This is a genomic window from Secundilactobacillus odoratitofui DSM 19909 = JCM 15043 (assembly GCF_001434895.1).
In the GTDB taxonomy this organism is placed as follows: domain Bacteria; phylum Bacillota; class Bacilli; order Lactobacillales; family Lactobacillaceae; genus Secundilactobacillus; species Secundilactobacillus odoratitofui.
On sequence record NZ_AZEE01000002.1, the window covers coordinates 21,973 to 42,227 of the forward strand.

Below are 20,255 nucleotides of genomic sequence, written 5' to 3' on the forward strand. Positions count from 1 at the left end.
ATTTTTTGTTATTTGCGATACTTTGATTCCGTAGTTTTGTACTCTAACTTATTACACCAACAGTTAAAAAACTGATGTAACGTAGTGCCAGAAGTGGCAGTTACACGTCCAAGTCGACTACTGTTTTTCCCGCATCATTGCGACCAACTCATCACTCACAAACTCACTGGTAAATCGCGACATGGGTGTTATCGCATGTCGATCCTTGTATGCGACGGGTCTCGTCTCAATCACAGCGACTGATAAGTGGTTTTCGGTCAAAAACACTTGGCCAACACCCTTAAACTTTCCTTTGGTATGGCGACCAGTTCGCCACGAATGTAGCTGACTAGTCGCAGCATCTTTAACAATGTATTGACCACTATCGTCTTGTTCAACCGGCACACCAATGTATTCTTCAACCGGGTACTTCGCCTTTGCCATGTGTGATTATCCCCTACCGTTTTTCAATCAATAACTCTGCCACGAGTGCCGTAATTTCTTCATCCGACAGCTCTTTTTTTAACCAACGCTTACTGAGACGATGTGACAAATCCTCCGCCGTTAAACTTGCGCCCGTGAGCTGGGTTTCAAGTTTATGGGCGAGTTTTTCATCTAATAGGTCACCATAGACGGCCACTTTCGTAATCGTGGTGCCCTCCACCTTCAAATTCAGTGCTAACCGGCCGCCAGCAAATTCTTTAAACCGGTACCGGTTAAAGCCTGGGTTTTCACCGTAATTCCAGTCATCGGTGCGGTACTGTTCTGCTAATCGCTCATCGATGATCTGCCAATCTTTATCGCTCAAATGATACGTTTCAATATCTGAAAGTTTTTCAACGTGGAATAATTTAAGTAGCAATTGCTCTTTAAAAGCTTCACTGCTCAAATTTTGGTACTCGGGCGCTAAGTGCAACCGAATGTTTTCAATGTTACTCCGGTTAGATTTCACCCATTTACCATTGATGCGGGACTCAACTGGGTGCAACGCTTGACTGGCAGCATCCAAATTCATATCAAACATCAGGGTGCCACCAGCTGCGTAGGCATCGCCGGACTTCACCATGGTCATCCCGGTAAACTTATGGTCATTAACCACCAAGTCGGAGCGACCACGTAATTCAGCATCGGTTGCCCCCAACTCATGTAAGGCATCCAGAATTGGTTGGGCAAACACACTGTAGTTCCCCCACTCCGCATCATCATCAGTGTCACCAACCACGATGTTTTCAAAAATTAAATTGCCCATATCATGGTAAACCGCACCACCACCGGAAGAGCGGCGCACTAACTTAATGTCGTTTTCACGTAAATACGGCACGTTGACCTCAGCAAAAATATTTTGGTTCACGCCTACAATCACTGACGGTTCGTTGATATACATGATCAAACCATGCCCTGGTAGTTTCAAGTCATTGATCAGGTAATTGTCTAAAGACTGGTTCACAATTGGATCATAAACGGGTTTGCCATTTCGGCTGGTATCGATTAAAAACATCCTGTTGTGCCTCCTGTATGCGTTTTCTACTGTTTCCATTCTACTTGGTTTCTGCGCTGGTGACTAGTCCGATGTTTCGACCGTCAGTCGTTTAGCCATCAGCTAAAAACTTGATGTTCTAAACGCTTTCCTTATTTCACAAAGCCCGTTATACTAGTAGCAATAAGTTTACGTTGAAGGGACCGATTATCATGGGATTTTGGACAAAATTCGTTAATAGTATTAAACAACTTTTTAACGGTAAGCAAAAGTTTGCGCCGCAAGAAAAGGACGGCATTTGGTATCAAGAGATTAAGCCAGGCATTGTCCGGATGGGGATTACCAATCAAGCCTACGAAGACCTGGGCGACATTTCATTCATGGACTTCTCTTCCGCTGATAACAACCTTGAGACTGGCGATGACCTGTTAGAATTAGAGGGCGCCAAGGCTGTCGAAACGTTGAAAACACCAGTCAGTGGTAAAATCATCAACCGCAACAACGATTTATTGACCCAAACCGACCAGTTGGCCAATCAATCTACTGAAAGTAATTGGTTAGTGGACGTTCAAACAACTGCATAACCTTCATTAAAGCGATTATGGTGTCAGCCATAATCGTTTTTTGATGGCAGCAGGTAAAAATATGGTCATCCTTAAGTAGACTATTTTTGACACGTTCAAAGTATTTTTAACACGCTTCCAATTGATGGTCATGTCGCTCCACTGTGCTCTTAACGCTAAAACGAGAAGCATCTTACTAGTCAATTTTTGACTCATTTTCGAGTCAATCACTGATTCGGTACGCAAATTAGATCAATCGGTGTAAGCTGTAAGTAAATTCAATGTCAAAAATTGACAGATTGATAAGGAGTGAACACGATGTTAGCAAACCACAACTATTCTTCAACGACCAATGTCAACTTTGATTTACTCACTTACATGATCGGCAGTTACCACTACAACTGGCACGAACAGCTTGAACTACTCTGGTTGCTAAAAGGTCACGTGGAAGCCAACGTTGATGGTGAGCGCTTTTTGCTCAATCCTGATGATCTCATTTTAATCAATACTAATTGTGGTCATGCAACGTTTGCGCGTTCAAGTGATTGCATTGCAATGCGCCTACATATTACGTCGACCTTTTTAACTGACCAAGGTGTCTCACTCAATCACGGGGCTTTTCAACTCAATAGTGTTACCGTCCCTCAACATCAGGATTACGCTCTCATCCGCAAAATTTTGGCGCGATTGCAACTCGCTGACACCACACACCGTTCAATTTTTGAAATTAATGCACTTTACTATCGTTTGATCAGTCTCTTGTTACAGGACTTTTTTAATCCAGAAGTTACGATCAACGCACCGTTAAAACGTCGTCAGGGGTCATTAAACCGCGTCATTCAATATCTAAACCATACTTATGATCAAGCAGTCACTTTAGACCGAGTGGCCGCCATCAGTCATTATTCATCTGCGTACCTGTCTCGCGTGTTTAAGTCTGAACTTGGCATTAATTTTTATGAATACTTAACGCGGTGTCGGCTGCAGCACGCCGTTTACGACTTAGAGGACCGAACTATGAAAATTGCTGATGTAGCGTTCAAAAACGGTTTCAAGGAAGTCAAATCCTTTAATTTAATGTTTAAAAAACACTTTGGCCAGACACCTTCTAACTATCGTGAACACCTCCAACTTGAAAGCCGACCACAAAAAGACCAGTTCAAGCAGCCACTTAATGTAAAACAAACCGATTGGGTATTCGCTCAGTTGCAACAAGTTATTAATTCGACAACCACTGACTCACTAAGTGCCTGCAATCACTGTGTTTATAAACGTCAATTTTCGGATTACCAAGCCCTCAAAGTTAAAGTTGGTCAACTAAAGAAAGTGCTCAATCAATAAAACTGGGGTAACCAATTTTTGTCATCAAATTTAAAACAGGCAAAACTTAATATCATCATTCAACCCTGAGAAAGAGGCAGTTATCGTTTTTATAGCGGTAACTGCCTCTTTCTTTTTTTATCGTTCTTAACAATGATTTCAAAACATTGTGAATGATTTTACGAAATTCTAAGCTTGTAATCGGTTGGTAATCGGTTCGTTTCTAAACTGGCTTGCGCCTAAACTATTGGTGTAATCAACGAGGAGGAATAATCATGGATACAATGACTTACGACTACACCGAACCAGAATTATCAACCAAGGGTCAGCAAATGCGTGATTTATTAGCAACTTACATTGCGTTAATTAGTCACCGACTACCTGATGACGTCACGGCTAAATTACAGGAACTTGCAAAAATTGAAGTTGATCCACTTCAAAAGCTGGTTTACGACACAATGATGGAAAACCAGCTGTTAGCGAATAAGCTCGAGCGTCCCAGTTGTCAAGATACTGGCGCCCTACAATTCTTTATCAAATGTGGTGCTAAATTCCCACTCCTAGGCGAATTGAACCAGATTCTCAAAGATGCCGTTTATCGTGGTACCAAAAAAGCACCGCTCCGACACAATGCTGTCCAAACTTTTGATGAATTTAACACCGGTATGAACATTGGTGATGGAATTCCATCAATTTTCCTACAAATTGACGGCGACAGCACTGACATTGAAATGTACGTCTACATGGCTGGTGGCGGTTGTACATTACCAGGTGCCGCTAAAGTACTCATGCCTGGTGAAGGCTACGAAGGCGTTGTCCGGTTCGTCATGGATCGCATGACTAGCTACGGGATCAATGCTTGCCCACCATTATTAGTTGGTGTGGGTGTTGGGACTTCCGTTGAAACCGCTGCTTTAAATTCTAAGCTGGCGTTAATGCGTCGGGTTGATAGCGAAAGCGACAACGCTAACGCCGCCAAATTGGAACACCTATTAGAAGATGGCATCAACCATATCGGCCTTGGCCCACAAGGCTTTGGTGGTCAAAAGTCCGTTATGGGCGTCAACGTGGTCAATACCGCGCGTCACCCATCAACCATCGGTGTTGCTGTCAGCACTGGTTGCTGGTCACACCGTCGTGGCCTCATTAAATTTGATGAAGACTTAAATTACGAATTACCACTGAACGAAGGAGTCGAACTCTAATGAAAACATATCACTTAACAACACCAATCTCAGATGATGACATTAAAGACATTCGCATTGGCGACATCGTATACCTGAACGGATCGCTCACGACTTGTCGTGACGTTGCCCATCGGCGACTCGTTGAAGAACACCGTCCTTTACCAGTTGACGTTCGAAACAAGGCGATTCTTCATGCCGGACCAATTATCAAGGACTTAGGCGACGACCACTATGAAATGGTTGCGGTAGGTCCCACCACAAGTATGCGGATGGAAAAATTTGAGGAAGAATTTGTTAAACAAACTGGCGTGAAATTAATTCTTGGTAAGGGTGGCATGGGCCCCGGCACCGAACGTGCTTGCAAGAATTACAAGGCACTCCACCTCGTGTATCCAGCCGGTAACGCCGTTTACGCTGCCCTTCACGTCGAAAAAATTGTGGATGCGCAGTGGAAGGACCTTGGCATGCCCGAAACACTTTGGTCATGTGAGGTGAAAGATTTCGGCCCACTCATCGTTTCCATCGATACTAACGGCGACAATTTATTCGAAAAAAACAAAGTGATCTTCAACCAGCGTAAGGAAGCTGAAATCAAGAAGATCAACGAACAGGTCAAATTTATCAAATAATTTCAAAACGAATAAATGATAGGTCTCACTTTGACAGTCAAAGATGGTGGTCACACGCAACCCATCTTTGGCTGTTTGTTTAAAGTACGACCTGTTCAATTCAATCTCAATCATCACTGAGGAGTGAACATTATGAGTAAAATAGTTTTAGTTGGCGACGGTGCGGTCGGTTCTGCTTTTGCCTATTCAGTTTTACAGCATGGTATCGTCGACGAATTAGTCCTCGTTGACTTGCGTAAGACTTATACCATGGGTGATGCAGCTGACTTAGAGGACGTCACCCCGATGCTTTATCCAGCACGTGTTTACGCCGGTAACTACCAGGACGCCGCTGACGCAGATATTGTGGTCATTACAGCTGGCATACCACGTCAAGTAAATGAATCACGCTTAGATTTAGTCAATAAAAACCGGCAAATTTTAGCCTCAATTGTTCAGCCAATTGTTGAAAGCGGTTTCTCTGGTTGCTTCGTTGTCTCGGCCAATCCAGTTGATCTTCTGACTGCCCTGACTCAGCATTTATCAGGTTTCCCAAAGCAAAAAGTTATCGGTACTGGCACCGCTTTAGACAGTGCACGTCTCCAAGTTGCACTGTCACGTGCACTCAACATCAGTACCCGTGGGATTGATGCATACGTTCTCGGCGAACATGGTGATAGCTCCTTTGGTGCATTCGACGAGGCCACGATTAACGGTCAACCATTAAGAAGCTACCCGGGCGTGACACCTGAATTGCTGACAACGATGATGCACCAAGTCCAGGGCAAAGGTGGGCAAATTATTACCAATAAGGGGGCCACCTATTACGGTGTTGCGACTAGTTTAACGAAAATTTGTCAGGCTATTTTGCTGGATCAGGCGATTGCACTGCCCGTCTCAGCTCCGTTGGATGGCCAGTACGGCCTTCATGGTCTGTACCTTGGCACACCGGCCATCATTGCGAGAGGCGGTATTCGAGCCGTTCTTGAAGCACAACTTTCAGAAACTGAGCACCAGCAAATGCTGGCTTCAGCAGCAACCATCAATTCATTATTGATGGCGGTTGAATGATTGGAGGCGCCTGATGACATTACATCACGTCGATTACAAAAAATTGATTCTACCGATATTGGTTGGCCTCATCATCTGGGGATGCACCCCTTTTAAACCTGCAGGCGTTTCATTAGCTGCCTGGCACATGTTCGCAATCTTCGTTGCAACCATTATTGGCTGCATCACGCAACCCATCCCAATCGCTGGTGTGGCGATTATCGCGCTAACGATCTGCGTCTTATTCAAAGTCACCACCATCGATCAAGCGATGACCGGCTTTGGTGATAGTACCGTTTGGATGATTGCTATGGCCTACTTCCTATCTCGTGGATTCGTCAAAACTGGCTTAGGTCGTCGCGTAGCCTTACTGTTCGTTCGGTTATTTGGTAAGAAGACGCTTGGGCTGGCCTACGCTCTGATTGGTGTCGATCTGGTCACATCACCGGCCACACCAAGCAACACTGCTCGTGCTGGTGGCATCGTTTTTCCCATCATCGAGTCAGTTTCGGCTGCCTATCATTCAAGTCCAGAAGATGGCACGCAACGTAAAGTTGGGTCGTTCTTAATCTTCTCTGCCTTCCACGGCAATATTGCGACCAGTGGCTTCTTCATGACTGCCATGGCCCCTAACTTAGTTGCCGTCGCCTTAGCGAAGAGTATGCATATTAAGATTACTTGGATGAACTGGTTTATGGCCGGACTCGTCCCTGGGCTGATTTGTCTGCTGGTTGTGCCCCTTTTGATCTATAAGCTCTACCCACCTGAGGTGAAGGATACACCAAATGCCAATGCGTGGGCCGATGATGAGTTAGCTAAAATGGGGCAGTTAACTCGAGCCGAAAAACTAATGGCGTTAATTTTCATCATGGCACTGGTTCTTTGGATTTTCTCAAGTTTTATTGGCCTTGACGCAACACTAGTAGCCTTCTTGGCCGTTTCACTATTACTCATGACTGGTGTATTATCCGTTCAAGACATTTTACATGAAACCGGTGCCTGGAATACGCTGGTCTGGTTTTCAATTCTCATTTTTATGGCCGGACAACTAAATAGTCTAGGCTTCATTCCTTGGCTATCCCAAGCAATCGGTACGAGCCTGCATGGCGTTAGCTGGGGGATCGTGTTAGCTGTATTGATGCTAGTCTACTTTTACGCACACTACTTGTTTGCTGGCGCCACCGCACACGTTTCTGCGATGTACGGTGCCTTTCTAGGCGTCGCAATCTCAGCGGGTGCGCCACCACTGTTAGCCGCACTCCTACTGGGTTTTGATGGTGCCATCTTTAGCTCAACGACCCATTACGCGAACGGTCCTTCGTCAATCATGTTTGGGCCTGGCTACGTCGCTCAAAACGACTGGTGGAAAATGAACTTTATTCTTGGCCTGTTCTATCTCCTTGTCTGGGGTGTGGTGGGCGCACTCTGGATGAAGGTAATTGGCTTGTGGTAGTACATCGTTAGTTGATTAATAGTGACAGTTTGTGCTCGATGTCACCTTCGGCTCCCGGCAAGGGTGGGACCCGCTGTGGGGCCGGTTCAAGCCCAAATTCAGTCTTGAACCTCGAAGTTGAACCGTGCCAAAATGCGTGCACGTTTCAACTTAGTCCCCGACTAGTATCCCAGTCGTTTCACTGCAGGTCCCACCCTTGCCGTCCGCACTACGGCTTAGATTGAAGTTAAACGAAACACGATGTCAATTTCGTTGAAATTTATTGATAAAATAATTTATGTCAATCGTGATTCAGAAAAGCTAACCCACCGTGTAAGCCGTAGTGCCAGAAGTCAGTCATTTTAACGGGTGGCACTGGACGTTTCTGAGACTCGTGGGTTTCGAGGCTCAGAAGCGAGACGGAAAACGCGAAGCGGTTGCAGTCGGTCCCACAGCTACTTGTTAAAATGACTGACTGGCGGCTGAAGGCGGCCTTTTATCGCACTTCCCGACATCAAAAAACGCGCTAACCAAATTGGTTAACGCGTTTTCCTTGTTCAAATTACTGTTAATTTTGGTCTTCTAACTTCTCGGCTGCTTCATCAATCGTTGCGAAGCCAGACTTGCCACTCTTGGCCTTTGGGTGCTTTGCGCGCTCTTCCTCTGCTTTTTCGATCAATGCCTTACGCTGTTCTTTACTTAACTTGTTAGCCATAAAATCGCGCTCCCTTTTTTGTCTGAATTAAATGTTAGGACTTCCTAACAACTTCATGCTAGCACTAATTGGCCAAAATGTTAAATTTTAATGTCAATGGTCATAAACTGTGTATTAATACGAATATCATTCAGTTTAAATGATTGTTCCTTATTAATATAGATTTACAGCAATATGGTTAAAAAACTAGAATGTTTCACATTATAAACGAATGAAATATCTCGTTTTCGCTAGCTTTATTCGCAATTTTACGCTAAAATAAATTTCAATCTGGCATTTAGTGTGCACAACTTAAGCAATATTCACAAAAAAATTATTGCATATGCATTTTTTGTATATCATTTGTGTGACATAGAATAACTGATTTTTCCAATGTTTGGCAAGAATGTGATTGTATCAGGGTTTAAGATTTATATTTGAAAAATCAAAAAAATAAAATAGCGCTATCAAAAGTGAAATGATAAGTTTTATAGTTATGCATTATATCCGTTTAAAACTTATAAATAACTGAAAACAGCATATTTTATGTATAAAGTTTCTTGACTTTTTCTCATGAATCTCTTATCTTATACAAAAAGCAATTAACACCGTCCTGTGAGGCGGAAATTGAGGAGGTTATCAAACATGAAAAAATATTTAACACTCGAAAACGGTGATCAATTTGTCGGTACGGCTGTTGGTGATTTAAGCAAAGAAATCAAAGGTGAACTCGTCTTCACTACCAGCATGGTCGGCTACCAAGAAACACTCACTGATCCATCGTACACTAACCAGATTATTACATTTACCTATCCCCTAATCGGCAACTATGGGATCTCGCTACACGCGAACCAGTCCCCAGCGGTTGCTGCATCGGCCGTTGTTATGCAAGAGATTGCAACGACGGTTTTTCATTACCAAAGTGTCATGACGCTAGACGAATTCTTGAAGAAGTCTGAAGTGCCTGGCATTGCTGGTATTGATACGCGTCAACTGACGAAGATTATTCGCAAGCACGGGACGATGAAGGCTAGTCTCACAAACCAACCACTCGCACAGAGTTCGTTTGCGAAGTCTAAGTCGGTGGATATGGTTGTTAAGTCCGCCACCTTCACAACGCCTCAGGATCAACATCCCGACCACGTCGTCTTGGTGGATTTTGGTGTGAAAACCAACATTGTTGAATCATTGAAGAACTTTGGCGCCAACGTAACTGTCGTAACGCCTGAGGCCAGCTTTGATTCAATTGCGGCTTTACATCCAGATGGCATTTTACTCTCCAACGGGCCTGGCGATCCCGAAGACTGGGCAGACTTTTTGCCGGTCATCCGTGAGCTCCAGAGCCATTACCCACTATTCGGTATCTGCTTGGGTCATCAATTATTGGCACTCGCAAACGGCGCGCGGACCTATAAGATGGTCTTCGGCCACCGTGGCATTAATCATCCCGTTAAAAACCTCCTCACAAATGAAGTGGTGATTACCAGCCAAAACCATGGTTACGCCGTCGATATCGATTCTGTAACAGACACCCCCCTCGAGGTCACTGCCATTGAGATCAATGACAAGACGTGCGAAGGCTTGCGCTATCCCGGTCGACCAGTCTTCTCGGTCCAATATCACCCAGAAGCGGCGCCTGGACCGCACGAAGCCACGCGTTTATTCAACCAATTCATTGACCTGATGCACACGAACGGGGGAGTTAAGCATGCCTAAGAGAACTGATTTAAACAAAATTGTTATTATTGGATCCGGTCCAATCGTGATCGGTCAAGCGGCCGAATTTGACTACGCTGGTAGTCAAGCCTGCTTGAGTCTAAAAGAAGAGGGTTACGAAACCGTCCTGATTAACTCAAACCCAGCCACAATCATGACTGATGACGAGATTGCAGATAAGGTGTATCTCGAACCCTTAACCATTGAGAGCGTTACAGCAATTCTTAAAAAAGAACAGCCAGACGCCATTTTACCAACGCTTGGTGGCCAAACTGGCTTGAACCTAGCCGTTGAACTTGCCAAAACTGGTATTTTGGATGAACTGAACATTGAACTATTAGGGACGAACCTGCACACCATTAACCAAGCGGAAGACCGTGAAGAATTCAAGGCCTTGATGAATGACTTGTCCCAACCGATTCCACCTTCGAAGACCGTTTATGATTTACAAACTGGGCTTGATTTTGCACACGAAATTGGTTATCCAGTTATCATCCGTCCTGCCTACACTCTCGGCGGTACTGGCGGCGGTTTTGCAAACAATGATGACGAAATGACGACCGTTTTGAATCGTGGTTTAACCATGTCGCCGGAAACCGAATGCCTGATTGAAAAAAGCATTGCTGGCTACAAAGAAATCGAATTTGAAGTCATGCGTGACCACAACGGGTCCTCAATTATCGTCACTGGGATGGAAAACTTTGATCCTGTTGGTGTGCATACCGGCGATTCCATCGTCTTTGCGCCAACTCAGACCCTTACCGATAAGGAATATCAACGACTACGTGACGCGTCACTTACGATCGTGAACGCTTTGAAGATTGAAGGCGGCTGTAACGTCCAACTCGCCCAAGATCCTTACAGCGAGGCCTACTACGTCATCGAAGTCAATCCACGGGTCAGTCGTTCATCAGCGCTAGCTTCAAAGGCGACTGGTTATCCGATTGCCAAAATTGCAGCTAAGATTGCGGTTGGTTTAAACCTGGATGAAATCATCAACCCCATCACACAGACCACCTACGCGATGTTCGAACCCGCTTTGGACTACGTGGTTGCCAAGATTCCCCGTTTTGCCTTTGATAAATTCTACAACGCTGACCGGACATTAGGCACTCAAATGAAAGCCACTGGTGAAGTCATGGCCATTGGCAGTAACATCGAAGAATCACTGCTGAAAGCAGTTCAGTCATTGGAACTGGACGCTCACATGCAAAACACGCTATTACCAGAAGATGCTGAGGGTAAATCGCTAGCTGATTTACTGGCCACCATCCCAGTTGACACTGACATCCGTTTGTTCGAACTATTCGCCGCTATTGCTAAGGGCGCAACGCTTGAACAGTTACACGATGCCACCAAAATTGACGAGTTCTTCTTAATCAAACTTATGAATATCATGGCCATGCAAAAACAACTGATGACCGGCATGTTAACCGCCGACTTAGTGTTAAAAGCGCAAAAGTTAGGCTTTGATGACGCCATGATCAAGTCCGTTTGCCAAGTTACTGATCACGAACTTGATCAGCTCCACGGTATGGCGGATCAAAAATTGGTCTACAAAATGGTGGATACCTGTGCTGCTGAGTTCGAGAGCTTCACACCTTACTTCTATAATACAGTTGGCACCGAAAACGAAAGTAAACCGCTGGGTAACAGCATTATCGTTCTTGGCGCTGGCCCTATCCGGATTGGCCAAGGTGTTGAGTTTGATTACACCACGGTTCACTCGGTCAAAGCAATTCAGTCCGCCGGTTACAACGCAATTATCATTAATAACAACCCCGAAACGGTCTCAACCGATTTCTCAATCTCTGACAAGCTATACTTTGAACCACTCACCATTGATTCCGTCATGAACATCATTAACCTCGAACAACCGCTAGGGGTCATCGTCCAATTTGGTGGTCAAACTGCCATTAACTTGACCCAACAGTTAACGGATCGTGGCGTTAAGATTCTCGGCACCAACATGGCAGGTATCAACCAAACCGAAAACCGTCATGAATTCGAAGAACTGTTGATTGATCAAAACATCGCCCACCCCCAAGGACATACCGCAATGAGTATGGTTGAAGCGCATCACATCGCTGCTACCCTTGGTTACCCAGTGCTAGTTCGTCCGAGCTTCGTTCTCGGTGGCAAAGGCATGGCCATCGTGCATAACCAAGACGAGCTCAACGATTATCTAGTCCCAGCACTCAAACACAGCGGTGGCCAACCGATTTTGGTTGATAAATACATCATGGGCACTGAATGTGAAGTCGATATTCTAAGCGACGGTCAACAGGTCTTTATTCCCGGCATTATGGAACACTTGGAAGGCGCTGGCGTTCACTCTGGTGATTCGATTGCCATGTACCCACCACAGCATTTGACGGCCGCACAAAAGTCGGAAATTGTTGAAATCGCCACTAAGATTGGTAAGTCTGTGCACTGTATTGGCATGATGAACATTCAATTCATCGTCGCAGACCAAGTCTACGTCATCGAAGTCAACCCCCGGGCCTCACGAACTGTGCCGTTCATGAGTAAGATCACGCACAAGCATTTGGCCCAGTTGGCGACTCAGCTGATTATTGGCAAATCGCTCGCTGATATCAACTTGAATCCCGGCCTGTTCCCAGAACCAGCCAGTGTTTATGTCAAAGCGCCAGTCTTCTCATTTGCTAAGTTGCCCGGAGCCCCAACCGCGCTCAGTCCAGAAATGAAGTCAACCGGTGAAGACTTAGGTCACGGTGCAACTCTCGCCGAAGCATTGCACAAAGCCTTCTTTGATAGCTATCACTTTGACAGTCACACCAAGGGCAACATTTTGGTAACCCCACTTGATGCCGAAAATACTGATTTGATGGCAGCACTTGATGCAGGTGGTTATCCGCATCAGGTTTATCAACTAGATCAAGCATGGCCTGACGAACTCGCCTTTGTTCTAGCAACTGAAGACGAGTCCGACCTAGCCAAACAATTAACTACCCGTGCGTTAAGTCACGAAGTCACCTTGTTTACTGCCAGTGATACCGTTGCTGCACTTGTCAGCGTTCCTCACAGTGCTAACGCAAGGCAAGCTGGTTAAATAAAAAATTTAAATGCCCTCATCAAAATTATTTTGATGAGGGCATTTTTTGACGTTATCAATATTGCTTTTACTCTGAAACTCCTGCTGTCTTCGAACTATCAAACACCGTGTGTGCTTTACCCGAAACCCGTTCAATGAGCGCAGTACCTTCTTTTGGCGTTTTCTTACCGTGAACTTGTTTGTGTTCAAGGTAACCAATGAATTTATCAGTCACCATCGTGGTTGCTTTGTGGAAGCGGTGACGATAGACCACCTTAGCACCATCCGTTTGAACATAAAAATCTGTTAACGGACGAATCTTTTGTTCAGTCTGACCAGGTTTAGCATTCTTGATCCAGTCATCAGACGAAGTAAATTGTGCTAAATACGGGTCGTAATCGTAATGTCGATAAATCATTCGCTCACTGGTCGTCTTACCGGCCTTAGTCGTCACCTTAACTGTTAGCTTTTCTGGTTTAGGCGTCAAATACTTCGCCGTCTCGATTCGCCAGCGACGTTCTTTAAGTTCACGAATCGCATCACGAGTGGCGGCCCGCTTAGCCGCAGACTTAATCGTTTTAGCCTTCAGTTCGTTTGTCAGCGCTAGTTCATCGGCTTTACTGGTATCGTACGCGGCCTGGCGCTTAAGGTTAAACGATTGACGGTCTGCCCGCTTTGCCCGAGCAATCATTTGACCATCCGTCAGCCGGTTATAACTACTCATCGCGGCATCACCCGTTCGATAAACGGTGACCTTGCCGTTTTGAGTGACGATGAGATAAGCAATCGTACTATCTGCCGTCACGTTTTTCCCATTCGTTTCTAACCAAATGTGTTGTTTGGTGGACTGAGCGGCCTTCGCAAACGTTTTAGGTTGTGACTTCGTTGCTGAATGCGAAGTTGTCTGCCCACAACCTGCCAGCAACAATCCCAGTATCCCAATCATGACCCCAAGTTTTCCTAAATGTCGGTGCTGCACGATACGTTCCTCCTCGCGAAGTCTATAATAAGTTAATTATCGACTACGGATAAGTCTAAATGCAACTACTGATTCACTTCGACTTGAATTTGTATTCCGTTTGTCAATTTTTTGTAAAATTAGCGGCCATACATTTCAATGAAACCGTTTACTTTATTATTGACACTAGGCTTTTAACCTGAGATGATTAATTTGAAAAGTTGTTTCAAAGATACACCCACTTGATTTAAGGAGGGATTGAGAATGATTAAAGATCAAGATCCAAAAACCGAGAACCGGCAACTCCAGTTAACCCTTTGGCTGTTGGTTCATTCGCCCAAACCAGTTGCATTAAGCGACCTTGCGCTACGAGTAAATGCCGATGTTGATACGGTACGTCATGATTTGAACTGGATTTCAGATTATCTGGCCCACTACACGTTAGTCGTCGACCCATCCGTAGATCAACAGGTGACGGTATACGGCCGTGAAAACAACATCTTCCGCGCTAGCCTGGACTTATTAGCGTCCAAGTCACAACCTGGCCAATTGGTGACACACTTACCAATGACTGATGAACAACTGGAAGAACAATTGACTGATCGACTGGCCGGCCTGGTTCAGACCATGCCGTTAAATATCGGTGCGCAACAGGCCATTTATGATTACATGTGGACCGTGGCGATGCGTTATCGTTATGGCACCGTAAAGCGGGCTGCCTTAGCCACGCTCTTTACGCCTGGTCAATTAGCGTTAATTTCACGTGAAAAGGACATTCACCACTGGTCGCAACATACCATCGAAGTTCTGGAGGGTGATTTACCAGCCAATCACGATATGCCCTTGATTGAAGGCTACCTTTTAACGTTGCGGGTATGGTTATATTCTCATTAATAATGGTATCTAAGCGTTGGCCTGGTGCTGACGCTTTTTAATTACTTTTGCGGCTGGTGGATTAATGCTCGCCTTCGGCAGCCTGTCAGGGTGGGCACCTGCTGTGGGGTCGGTTCGAGCCAAATGACGGTCTTGAACCTCGAATCAAAGCCACACTCAAGCCCGTTGTGTGTCTTTGATTCGTCCCCGGCTGTAACCAGCCGTTTCACTGCAGGTACCCACCCTGACAAACTGCGCTACGGCTGTACACAGTTCACTGCTTCAATAATTGCGGACAAGTTCACCATTTGCACAAAAAATAGTTTATAGGGTATCTTTGACTCTCATAAACTTTTCCAATCCAGCATTTGAATTGTGCACCCACTTCTATCCATAAATACGCGAACCTCATCTGTATATCTCCATTATTTTGATTCAACCCACTAGATCAGCCGAAGTGCCACCAGCCGTCTTGGTCCGTAGCAGTGACTAGTCCTTGTTAGCGCGCAGCGTTTACAAGGACTGAACGGTTTTGAGACTCGGCGAATTTTCCGAGGCTCAAAATCGAGGCGGAAGACGGGGTACCCGGCTGCAGCCGGTTCCACAGCAACGGGCCAAGACGGCTGGTGGCCGGAGGCGACTGGTTGAGTCATAGTTGATAAATTAACGTTTACAACAGTTGCTTTTTGCTGTTCTATTGCTGAAACGTGTTCGCCAAAACAAGCTTTAAAAAATAACACGATAGGGCCCGCACCCCCTCGCCGGGGGCACGGGCCCTTCACTGTGCTATTGCCGAAACGTGTTCAACCGCACGTCTAGTTCTAAAAAAATAAGGGCATCCCGTGCACCCCCTCACCGGGGGCACCCGTGATGCCCTTATTTTTTTAGAACTAGACGTGCGGTTTTACACTCTATAATTCCTTATAATCAAAATACCCAAATTCAGCAGGTTGATCATACCCAGCGTAATCCACAGCGGCTAAGCCCACAAAGGCGCCGGTGAAGAAGCCACCGTAGTTTTGTAGTACGTAGTCATCAGAAAGAATGGCTGCATCTAAGGTTACTGGAATCTCGTGCCAGTTTTGACCATCGAATGAGTATTCGTAACTGTACGACTGCTTACGCGCCTTCACTTTGAACCAAACATTTTCAGTCCCATCAGGAATCGCAATGGCATCATCCTTCAGGTATGACGTGTAGTTACCATTATTGTTTTCGCCAATTTCAATCACGTGGCCCTTCTTTTCATCCCAGGTGATGAAGATGAATGACCAGTGCTTGTCGTTGTAGAAGTTAGTTAACCCAGCCATTTGTTGGTAAGTGAATGGATCAAACTTAACCTTGGTTTCAGCATCAAAATCAAATGCTTGCCAACGACGGGCAATCATCGACACATCGAAGTTGCTTGCCAATGAGTTCTTACCAATCAGCGTTAATTTACCATCACCGGTAGAACCCACTTCAGCCGTAAATGGTGTCCGTAAAGTGTTCCATTCACCATTTAATTCAGGTGTATCGAATTCGTCGTGTTGTGACCCGTCAACTGGTGCGTCAGTTAAGATAGCATCCTTAGGCGCCTCAACTTCAACAGTTCCACCGTGACCACCAACAATACGAGGCCAGCCTTGATCATCCCATTCAACTTTTTGAATAGAAGTTTCACGACCAAGCGTACACCAACCACGAGGATCATAAGCTGATTCATTTTCGTGGTTCCAAGGACGACCACAAAGTGATGCGTAGTACCATTCGCCACCTGGTGTGTCGACTAAAGCGCCGTGACCTTGTTTTTGAATACCCAAATCAGGGGTATCAAAGTTGGTCAGGAATGGGCCATCTGGTTCACTTTCAAACGAAAGTTCGTCCAAGCTCTTAGAACGAGCAACGACTTCTTGGTGGGTATATACCGTACCACCTTGGGCGGCGAACAAGTAGTAATAACCGTTAATCTTGTAAAGGTGTGGTCCTTCAACCAGCTTAACCTTCGTCCCATTGTAAATGTTACGGGCAGTTTCTGGCCTTAACTTCATGATGTCAGTATCAAACTCAGTTAAGGTGATCCCGTTGAATGGGTGGTGGTATTCACGGTGATCCCAGGTTTGTTGGACCAAGTATTTACGACCATTATCATCGTGGAACAGCGAGGCATCAAAGCCCACCCCATTCACGCGAATTGGGTCAGTCCACGGTCCGCGGATGTCCGTAGCCGTGGTCAAGTAGTTGGTCATATCCTTGAAGGCACCCTCGGTGATCTTCACGTCTGTATAAATCAACCAGAATTTACCATCAGCATAGGTTAAATCTGGGGCCCAAATCCCACCTGAAGCGGGGTTACCTTTCATATCCAGTAAAGTAGTCGTTGAGAGTGGTGAAGGTAGCAAGTTCCAGTGAACCATATCCTTTGATTCGTGAAGACGAACGCCTGGGAACCATTCGAAGGTCGAGTTAGCGATGTAGTAAGTGTCGCCCACTCGAATCATGCTAGGGTCTGCGTTAAAACCGTGTAAAACAGGATTCTGAATTTTCATGAGTATTATTCCTTCCAAAAGTTATTTTAATTGAATACTTGTGACTTAAAGTTAGTCTTGAGTAGCTTTAGTCTTACGATCTTGTTCGAGTTCGATGTTAATTTCAGCCACACGCTTATCCGTTAATGGGTAACGGCTCATGACAAACATGGCAACGATAGCTAAGGCAATTGGAATCCAGATCATTGACCATTGGATACCAGCTAAGGCTGAAGCCGATTGGTGAGCAGCGGTGCCATCAAAGTGCGTAAAGGCGTTGATGTAACCAGGGATGATCCCACCTAAAGCCAAGCCAATCTTGAAGAACAGACCCATGATGGCGTTAATGATACCAGCCACCCGTTTCTTAGACTTGTATTCGCCGTAAGAAACAACTTCGGGTACCATTGACCACATGTAACCGGTAGCGGCAGTTAAACCCCATTGTTGTAAGAAACGACCGATGTAACCTAGGGCAGTTGCGTTTCTAAATGCAGGCATGCCCCATACCCAGATCACTAATTGACCGGCAATGAAGAGCGTCAAGAAAAGGTAGAAGAAGCCCTTCTTACCAATCTTCTTACGCACAATTGGCCATAAGAACACGAGGAAGATACCAGGAATTGAACCAATTAAGTTGATTGAAGCCATCCATTCTGGGTGACCCACAGTGTATTGCATGTAGAAAGCCCAAACGGTGTTGCCAAAGAACATGAAAGTGAAACCAATTAAGAAGAAGAAACCAAGAATTTGAAGTGGCTTGTTGTTCTTAAGTTCAGTGAACAAATCACTGTACTTAACAGAATCGGATTCTTCCTTAGTTGGTAAGACCCGTTCCTTCACGCCTGAGTACGTGAACATTAACATGATAAAACCAATCACCATGTAAATTGACATCACGAGGAAGTAGGCACCACCGGCCTTTGGTGAAGCATAGTTCCCAAGGTTTAACTTGATGCCAAAGAAACCAATATCTTTAAGTTGTTTTGCTGGTGAAGCCATTTGTACAAACAATGGCAAGAACGTATAAACTAACAAGTTACCAATGTTCGCTTCAGTCATCCGGACCGTCGTTAACGTTGACACTTCATCGTTGTCACGTGTTAAACTGGCATTCAAGGCACCGTATGGAATGTTAACCAATGAGTAAACCATGGCAGTGGCCATATAAGCAACGAACGCGTAAATGACGTTACCACGAACGGCATCGATCGGTAAGAATAACAGTGCCGACAAGATGGTCAACGGAATCCCATACTTAATTAAGAATGGGCGATATTTCCCAATTTTAGGGTTGAAGTTGTGACGGTCCACGTAGGCCCCCACCCATGGATCCCAGAAAACGTTGATCCAACGAACGACCAAGAAGATTGTTGCGCCAGCAGCTGCTGAGATACCGTAAACGGTGGTGAGATAGAATAAGAGCATTGAACCGATGGTACCAAAAATTAAGTTTTGCGCGAGGTCACCTGCCCCGTAACTAATTCGTTCACGCCAAGATAACTTGGCAAATTCGTCGTTTTGCACAACGGCGTCTTGCTTAGGCACTGATGCCATAACTGTTTCCTCCATTCTGACTTTGAATAGTCATTTGGTTGGTTCAAAAGAACAACCAAATATCGATAAGTGCACCTTATCACGAACTATTCTGCTAACCATTTTTATCATGTGAGTGATATGTTTGGACAAACTAGTTTGCTACGGTTCAAATTGTATCCGTTTTCACGGTACCTGGCTATCTTACTTCGTGCCCAAAATTAGTTAAAATATGACCTTGGCGATAACGAACTAGTCAAAAATAACACTTTTACAATCAAGTAAAAGTGCATTAATATACGGAATTTTCAATATTTTATTCAAAGTAACCACTATCTTTAACGTTGCGTACCGAACGCTTGCCAGACAGTTGTCGTTGGTACTTACTTGGCGTAATACCCGCCCACTTTTTAAATTGTTTCGTGAAATTTGACACGCTGCTTGCACCCAACATCTCAGCGACCATTTCAATTGAATTTTCCGGCGAACCGAGTAATAGCTTGGCCTTACGGTACTTTTGTTCCTCAATAAAATGAAGTGGTGTGATGCCATACACCTTTTTGAACGTTCGGTGACCATATCCAGAACTAATACCGAGTGTCAGACAGATATCACCAAATGAAAAATCCGGAATTTCTGGTTGATCGATTTTGTCTTCAATCAAAGTCGCCATGTCCCGGCTGATCTGAGCCTCACGCTCTGAATACTTGGCATTCGAGGGCTGATAGTGTTTCACGTTAGCCATTAGACCATACAAAAAATTCAGGAGCGTAATCTGAATCTTAATCTTCTTTTGTTCCATATCCAGATTCGGCCTAAGACTATCTGCCACCATTTCTTCAGCGGTCGACTGAGCTAACTTGGCAATGGGTGTATTCGCTTTCAAAACTTTGTTAGCAACGTTGCCAATAATTTCCGATTTCAACGCCAAACTTTCAATATTGAAATGGAAGGTAATGTAAGTCATTTCAGCCGTTGCGCTAGCATTTTCGTTAGTGTGTAACGTTCCCGGCGAAATAATTAACGCGTCGCCAGCGCCATACGTATAACTCGAAAGACCTTTTATCTCCGTTTTTTGCTGACCAGAAACAATACACATCAACTCAAACGCCTGATGTTTCTGTTCAAAAAAACGCCAGCCCCCAGGGACTGTTCTTTGGTGCCCACCAAATAAGTAGAGACTCGACTCAACGACGGGCAACGACACAAATTGTTTCGTCATGACTGCCACCATCCTCCAAAAGGCTTTCCGCCTAAAAAATACATGTCATGTATGATACTCATTCTATTCATCATGCAT

Annotated in this window: 16 protein-coding genes; 9 read left to right on the forward strand and 7 right to left on the reverse strand. The window is 45.0% G+C overall.

The genetic code is table 11. The annotated features are described in order from the left end of the window. Nucleotides 1–117 precede the first annotated feature (117 nt). On the reverse strand, nt 118–423 hold the full coding sequence (locus tag FD04_RS00620; RefSeq protein WP_054702597.1) for a DUF7671 family protein: 306 nt from the start codon (nt 421–423) through the stop codon (nt 118–120). A gap of 13 nt (nt 424–436) precedes the next feature. Continuing rightward, nucleotides 437–1,477 (reverse strand): lipoate--protein ligase, encoded by a 1,041-nt coding sequence (locus tag FD04_RS00625; RefSeq protein ID WP_056946295.1) that lies wholly within the window; start codon nt 1,475–1,477, stop codon nt 437–439. A 191-nt stretch (nt 1,478–1,668) separates the two neighbouring features. On the opposite strand from FD04_RS00625, the gene FD04_RS00630 reads away from it, so the two are divergent. From FD04_RS00630 to FD04_RS00655, 6 genes are all read left to right on the forward strand, one after another. Next, nucleotides 1,669–2,040: a glycine cleavage system H family protein gene (locus FD04_RS00630; protein WP_054702594.1), complete on the forward strand. Its 372-nt coding sequence runs from the start codon at nt 1,669–1,671 to the stop codon at nt 2,038–2,040. 297 nt (nt 2,041–2,337) lie between these two features. After that, entirely contained in the window at nt 2,338–3,360 is a 1,023-nt protein-coding gene (locus FD04_RS00635) for an AraC family transcriptional regulator (RefSeq protein WP_056946298.1), read from the forward strand. A 254-nt stretch (nt 3,361–3,614) separates the two neighbouring features. After that, nucleotides 3,615–4,544 (forward strand): L(+)-tartrate dehydratase subunit alpha, encoded by a 930-nt coding sequence (gene ttdA, locus FD04_RS00640; RefSeq protein ID WP_056946300.1) that lies wholly within the window; start codon nt 3,615–3,617, stop codon nt 4,542–4,544. Beyond that, entirely contained in the window at nt 4,544–5,155 is a 612-nt protein-coding gene (gene ttdB / locus FD04_RS00645; RefSeq protein WP_056946302.1) for a L(+)-tartrate dehydratase subunit beta, read from the forward strand. The genes ttdA and ttdB overlap by 1 nt, the downstream gene beginning before the upstream one ends. Nucleotides 5,156–5,287: 132 nt before the next feature. Further along, nucleotides 5,288–6,205 carry an L-lactate dehydrogenase gene (locus FD04_RS00650; RefSeq protein WP_056946304.1) on the forward strand — a complete coding sequence of 306 codons (918 nt, stop codon included), beginning with the start codon at nt 5,288–5,290 and terminating at the stop codon, nt 6,203–6,205. 13 nt (nt 6,206–6,218) lie between these two features. Further along, nucleotides 6,219–7,637, forward strand: a complete 1,419-nt coding sequence (locus FD04_RS00655) for an anion permease (protein ID WP_056946305.1) — start codon at nt 6,219–6,221, stop codon at nt 7,635–7,637. A gap of 547 nt (nt 7,638–8,184) precedes the next feature. Here FD04_RS00655 and FD04_RS12660 read toward each other — a convergent pair. Then, nucleotides 8,185–8,331 carry a hypothetical protein gene (locus FD04_RS12660; protein WP_169790164.1) on the reverse strand — a complete coding sequence of 49 codons (147 nt, stop codon included), beginning with the start codon at nt 8,329–8,331 and terminating at the stop codon, nt 8,185–8,187. 624 nt (nt 8,332–8,955) lie between these two features. Here FD04_RS12660 and FD04_RS00660 point away from each other — a divergent pair. Next, nucleotides 8,956–10,026 carry a carbamoyl phosphate synthase small subunit gene (locus tag FD04_RS00660; RefSeq protein WP_056946306.1) on the forward strand — a complete coding sequence of 357 codons (1,071 nt, stop codon included), beginning with the start codon at nt 8,956–8,958 and terminating at the stop codon, nt 10,024–10,026. Next, the gene (gene carB / locus FD04_RS00665) at nt 10,019–13,099 is read left to right on the forward strand and encodes a carbamoyl-phosphate synthase large subunit (protein WP_056946307.1); all 3,081 of its coding nucleotides are present in this window, start codon (nt 10,019–10,021) and stop codon (nt 13,097–13,099) included. The genes FD04_RS00660 and carB overlap by 8 nt, the downstream gene beginning before the upstream one ends. A gap of 70 nt (nt 13,100–13,169) precedes the next feature. Here carB and FD04_RS00670 read toward each other — a convergent pair whose 3' ends face one another. Then, nucleotides 13,170–14,060, reverse strand: a complete 891-nt coding sequence (locus FD04_RS00670) for a hypothetical protein (protein ID WP_054702591.1) — start codon at nt 14,058–14,060, stop codon at nt 13,170–13,172. Between the two features lie 243 nt (nt 14,061–14,303). Between FD04_RS00670 and FD04_RS00675 the strand changes: the two genes are divergently transcribed. Beyond that, nucleotides 14,304–14,933 (forward strand): hypothetical protein, encoded by a 630-nt coding sequence (locus FD04_RS00675; RefSeq protein ID WP_056946309.1) that lies wholly within the window; start codon nt 14,304–14,306, stop codon nt 14,931–14,933. An 890-nt stretch (nt 14,934–15,823) separates the two neighbouring features. On the opposite strand, the gene FD04_RS00680 is transcribed toward FD04_RS00675, so the two are convergent. The 3 genes from FD04_RS00680 to FD04_RS00690 form a co-directional block, all read right to left on the reverse strand. After that, a complete protein-coding gene (locus FD04_RS00680; RefSeq protein WP_054702585.1) occupies nt 15,824–17,440 on the reverse strand; it encodes a glycoside hydrolase family 43 protein in 1,617 nt (538 codons plus the stop codon). A gap of 51 nt (nt 17,441–17,491) precedes the next feature. Then, a complete protein-coding gene (locus tag FD04_RS00685; RefSeq protein ID WP_056946311.1) occupies nt 17,492–18,976 on the reverse strand; it encodes an MFS transporter in 1,485 nt (494 codons plus the stop codon). A gap of 295 nt (nt 18,977–19,271) precedes the next feature. Continuing rightward, complete coding sequence (locus tag FD04_RS00690) at nt 19,272–20,177, reverse strand: helix-turn-helix domain-containing protein (RefSeq protein ID WP_235805619.1); 906 nt, start codon at nt 20,175–20,177, stop codon at nt 19,272–19,274. Nucleotides 20,178–20,255 lie beyond the last annotated feature (78 nt).

Excerpts from the sequence above, each read along its gene's own strand:
- carB (WP_056946307.1), top strand. The coding sequence starts at position 10,019 with ATGCCTAAGAGAACTGATTTAAACAAAATTGTTATTATTGGATCCGGT.
- ttdB (WP_056946302.1), top strand. The coding sequence starts at position 4,544 with ATGAAAACATATCACTTAACAACACCAATCTCAGATGATGACATTAAA.
- FD04_RS00650 (WP_056946304.1), top strand. The coding sequence starts at position 5,288 with ATGAGTAAAATAGTTTTAGTTGGCGACGGTGCGGTCGGTTCTGCTTTT.
- FD04_RS00690 (WP_235805619.1), bottom strand. The coding sequence starts at position 20,177 with ATGACGAAACAATTTGTGTCGTTGCCCGTCGTTGAGTCGAGTCTCTAC.
- FD04_RS00635 (WP_056946298.1), top strand. The coding sequence starts at position 2,338 with ATGTTAGCAAACCACAACTATTCTTCAACGACCAATGTCAACTTTGAT.
- FD04_RS00675 (WP_056946309.1), top strand. The coding sequence starts at position 14,304 with ATGATTAAAGATCAAGATCCAAAAACCGAGAACCGGCAACTCCAGTTA.
- FD04_RS00630 (WP_054702594.1), top strand. The coding sequence starts at position 1,669 with ATGGGATTTTGGACAAAATTCGTTAATAGTATTAAACAACTTTTTAAC.
- FD04_RS00655 (WP_056946305.1), top strand. The coding sequence starts at position 6,219 with ATGACATTACATCACGTCGATTACAAAAAATTGATTCTACCGATATTG.
- FD04_RS00620 (WP_054702597.1), bottom strand. The coding sequence starts at position 423 with ATGGCAAAGGCGAAGTACCCGGTTGAAGAATACATTGGTGTGCCGGTT.
- FD04_RS12660 (WP_169790164.1), bottom strand. The coding sequence starts at position 8,331 with ATGGCTAACAAGTTAAGTAAAGAACAGCGTAAGGCATTGATCGAAAAA.
- FD04_RS00680 (WP_054702585.1), bottom strand. The coding sequence starts at position 17,440 with ATGAAAATTCAGAATCCTGTTTTACACGGTTTTAACGCAGACCCTAGC.
- ttdA (WP_056946300.1), top strand. The coding sequence starts at position 3,615 with ATGGATACAATGACTTACGACTACACCGAACCAGAATTATCAACCAAG.
- FD04_RS00660 (WP_056946306.1), top strand. The coding sequence starts at position 8,956 with ATGAAAAAATATTTAACACTCGAAAACGGTGATCAATTTGTCGGTACG.
- FD04_RS00685 (WP_056946311.1), bottom strand. The coding sequence starts at position 18,976 with ATGGCATCAGTGCCTAAGCAAGACGCCGTTGTGCAAAACGACGAATTT.
- FD04_RS00625 (WP_056946295.1), bottom strand. The coding sequence starts at position 1,477 with ATGTTTTTAATCGATACCAGCCGAAATGGCAAACCCGTTTATGATCCA.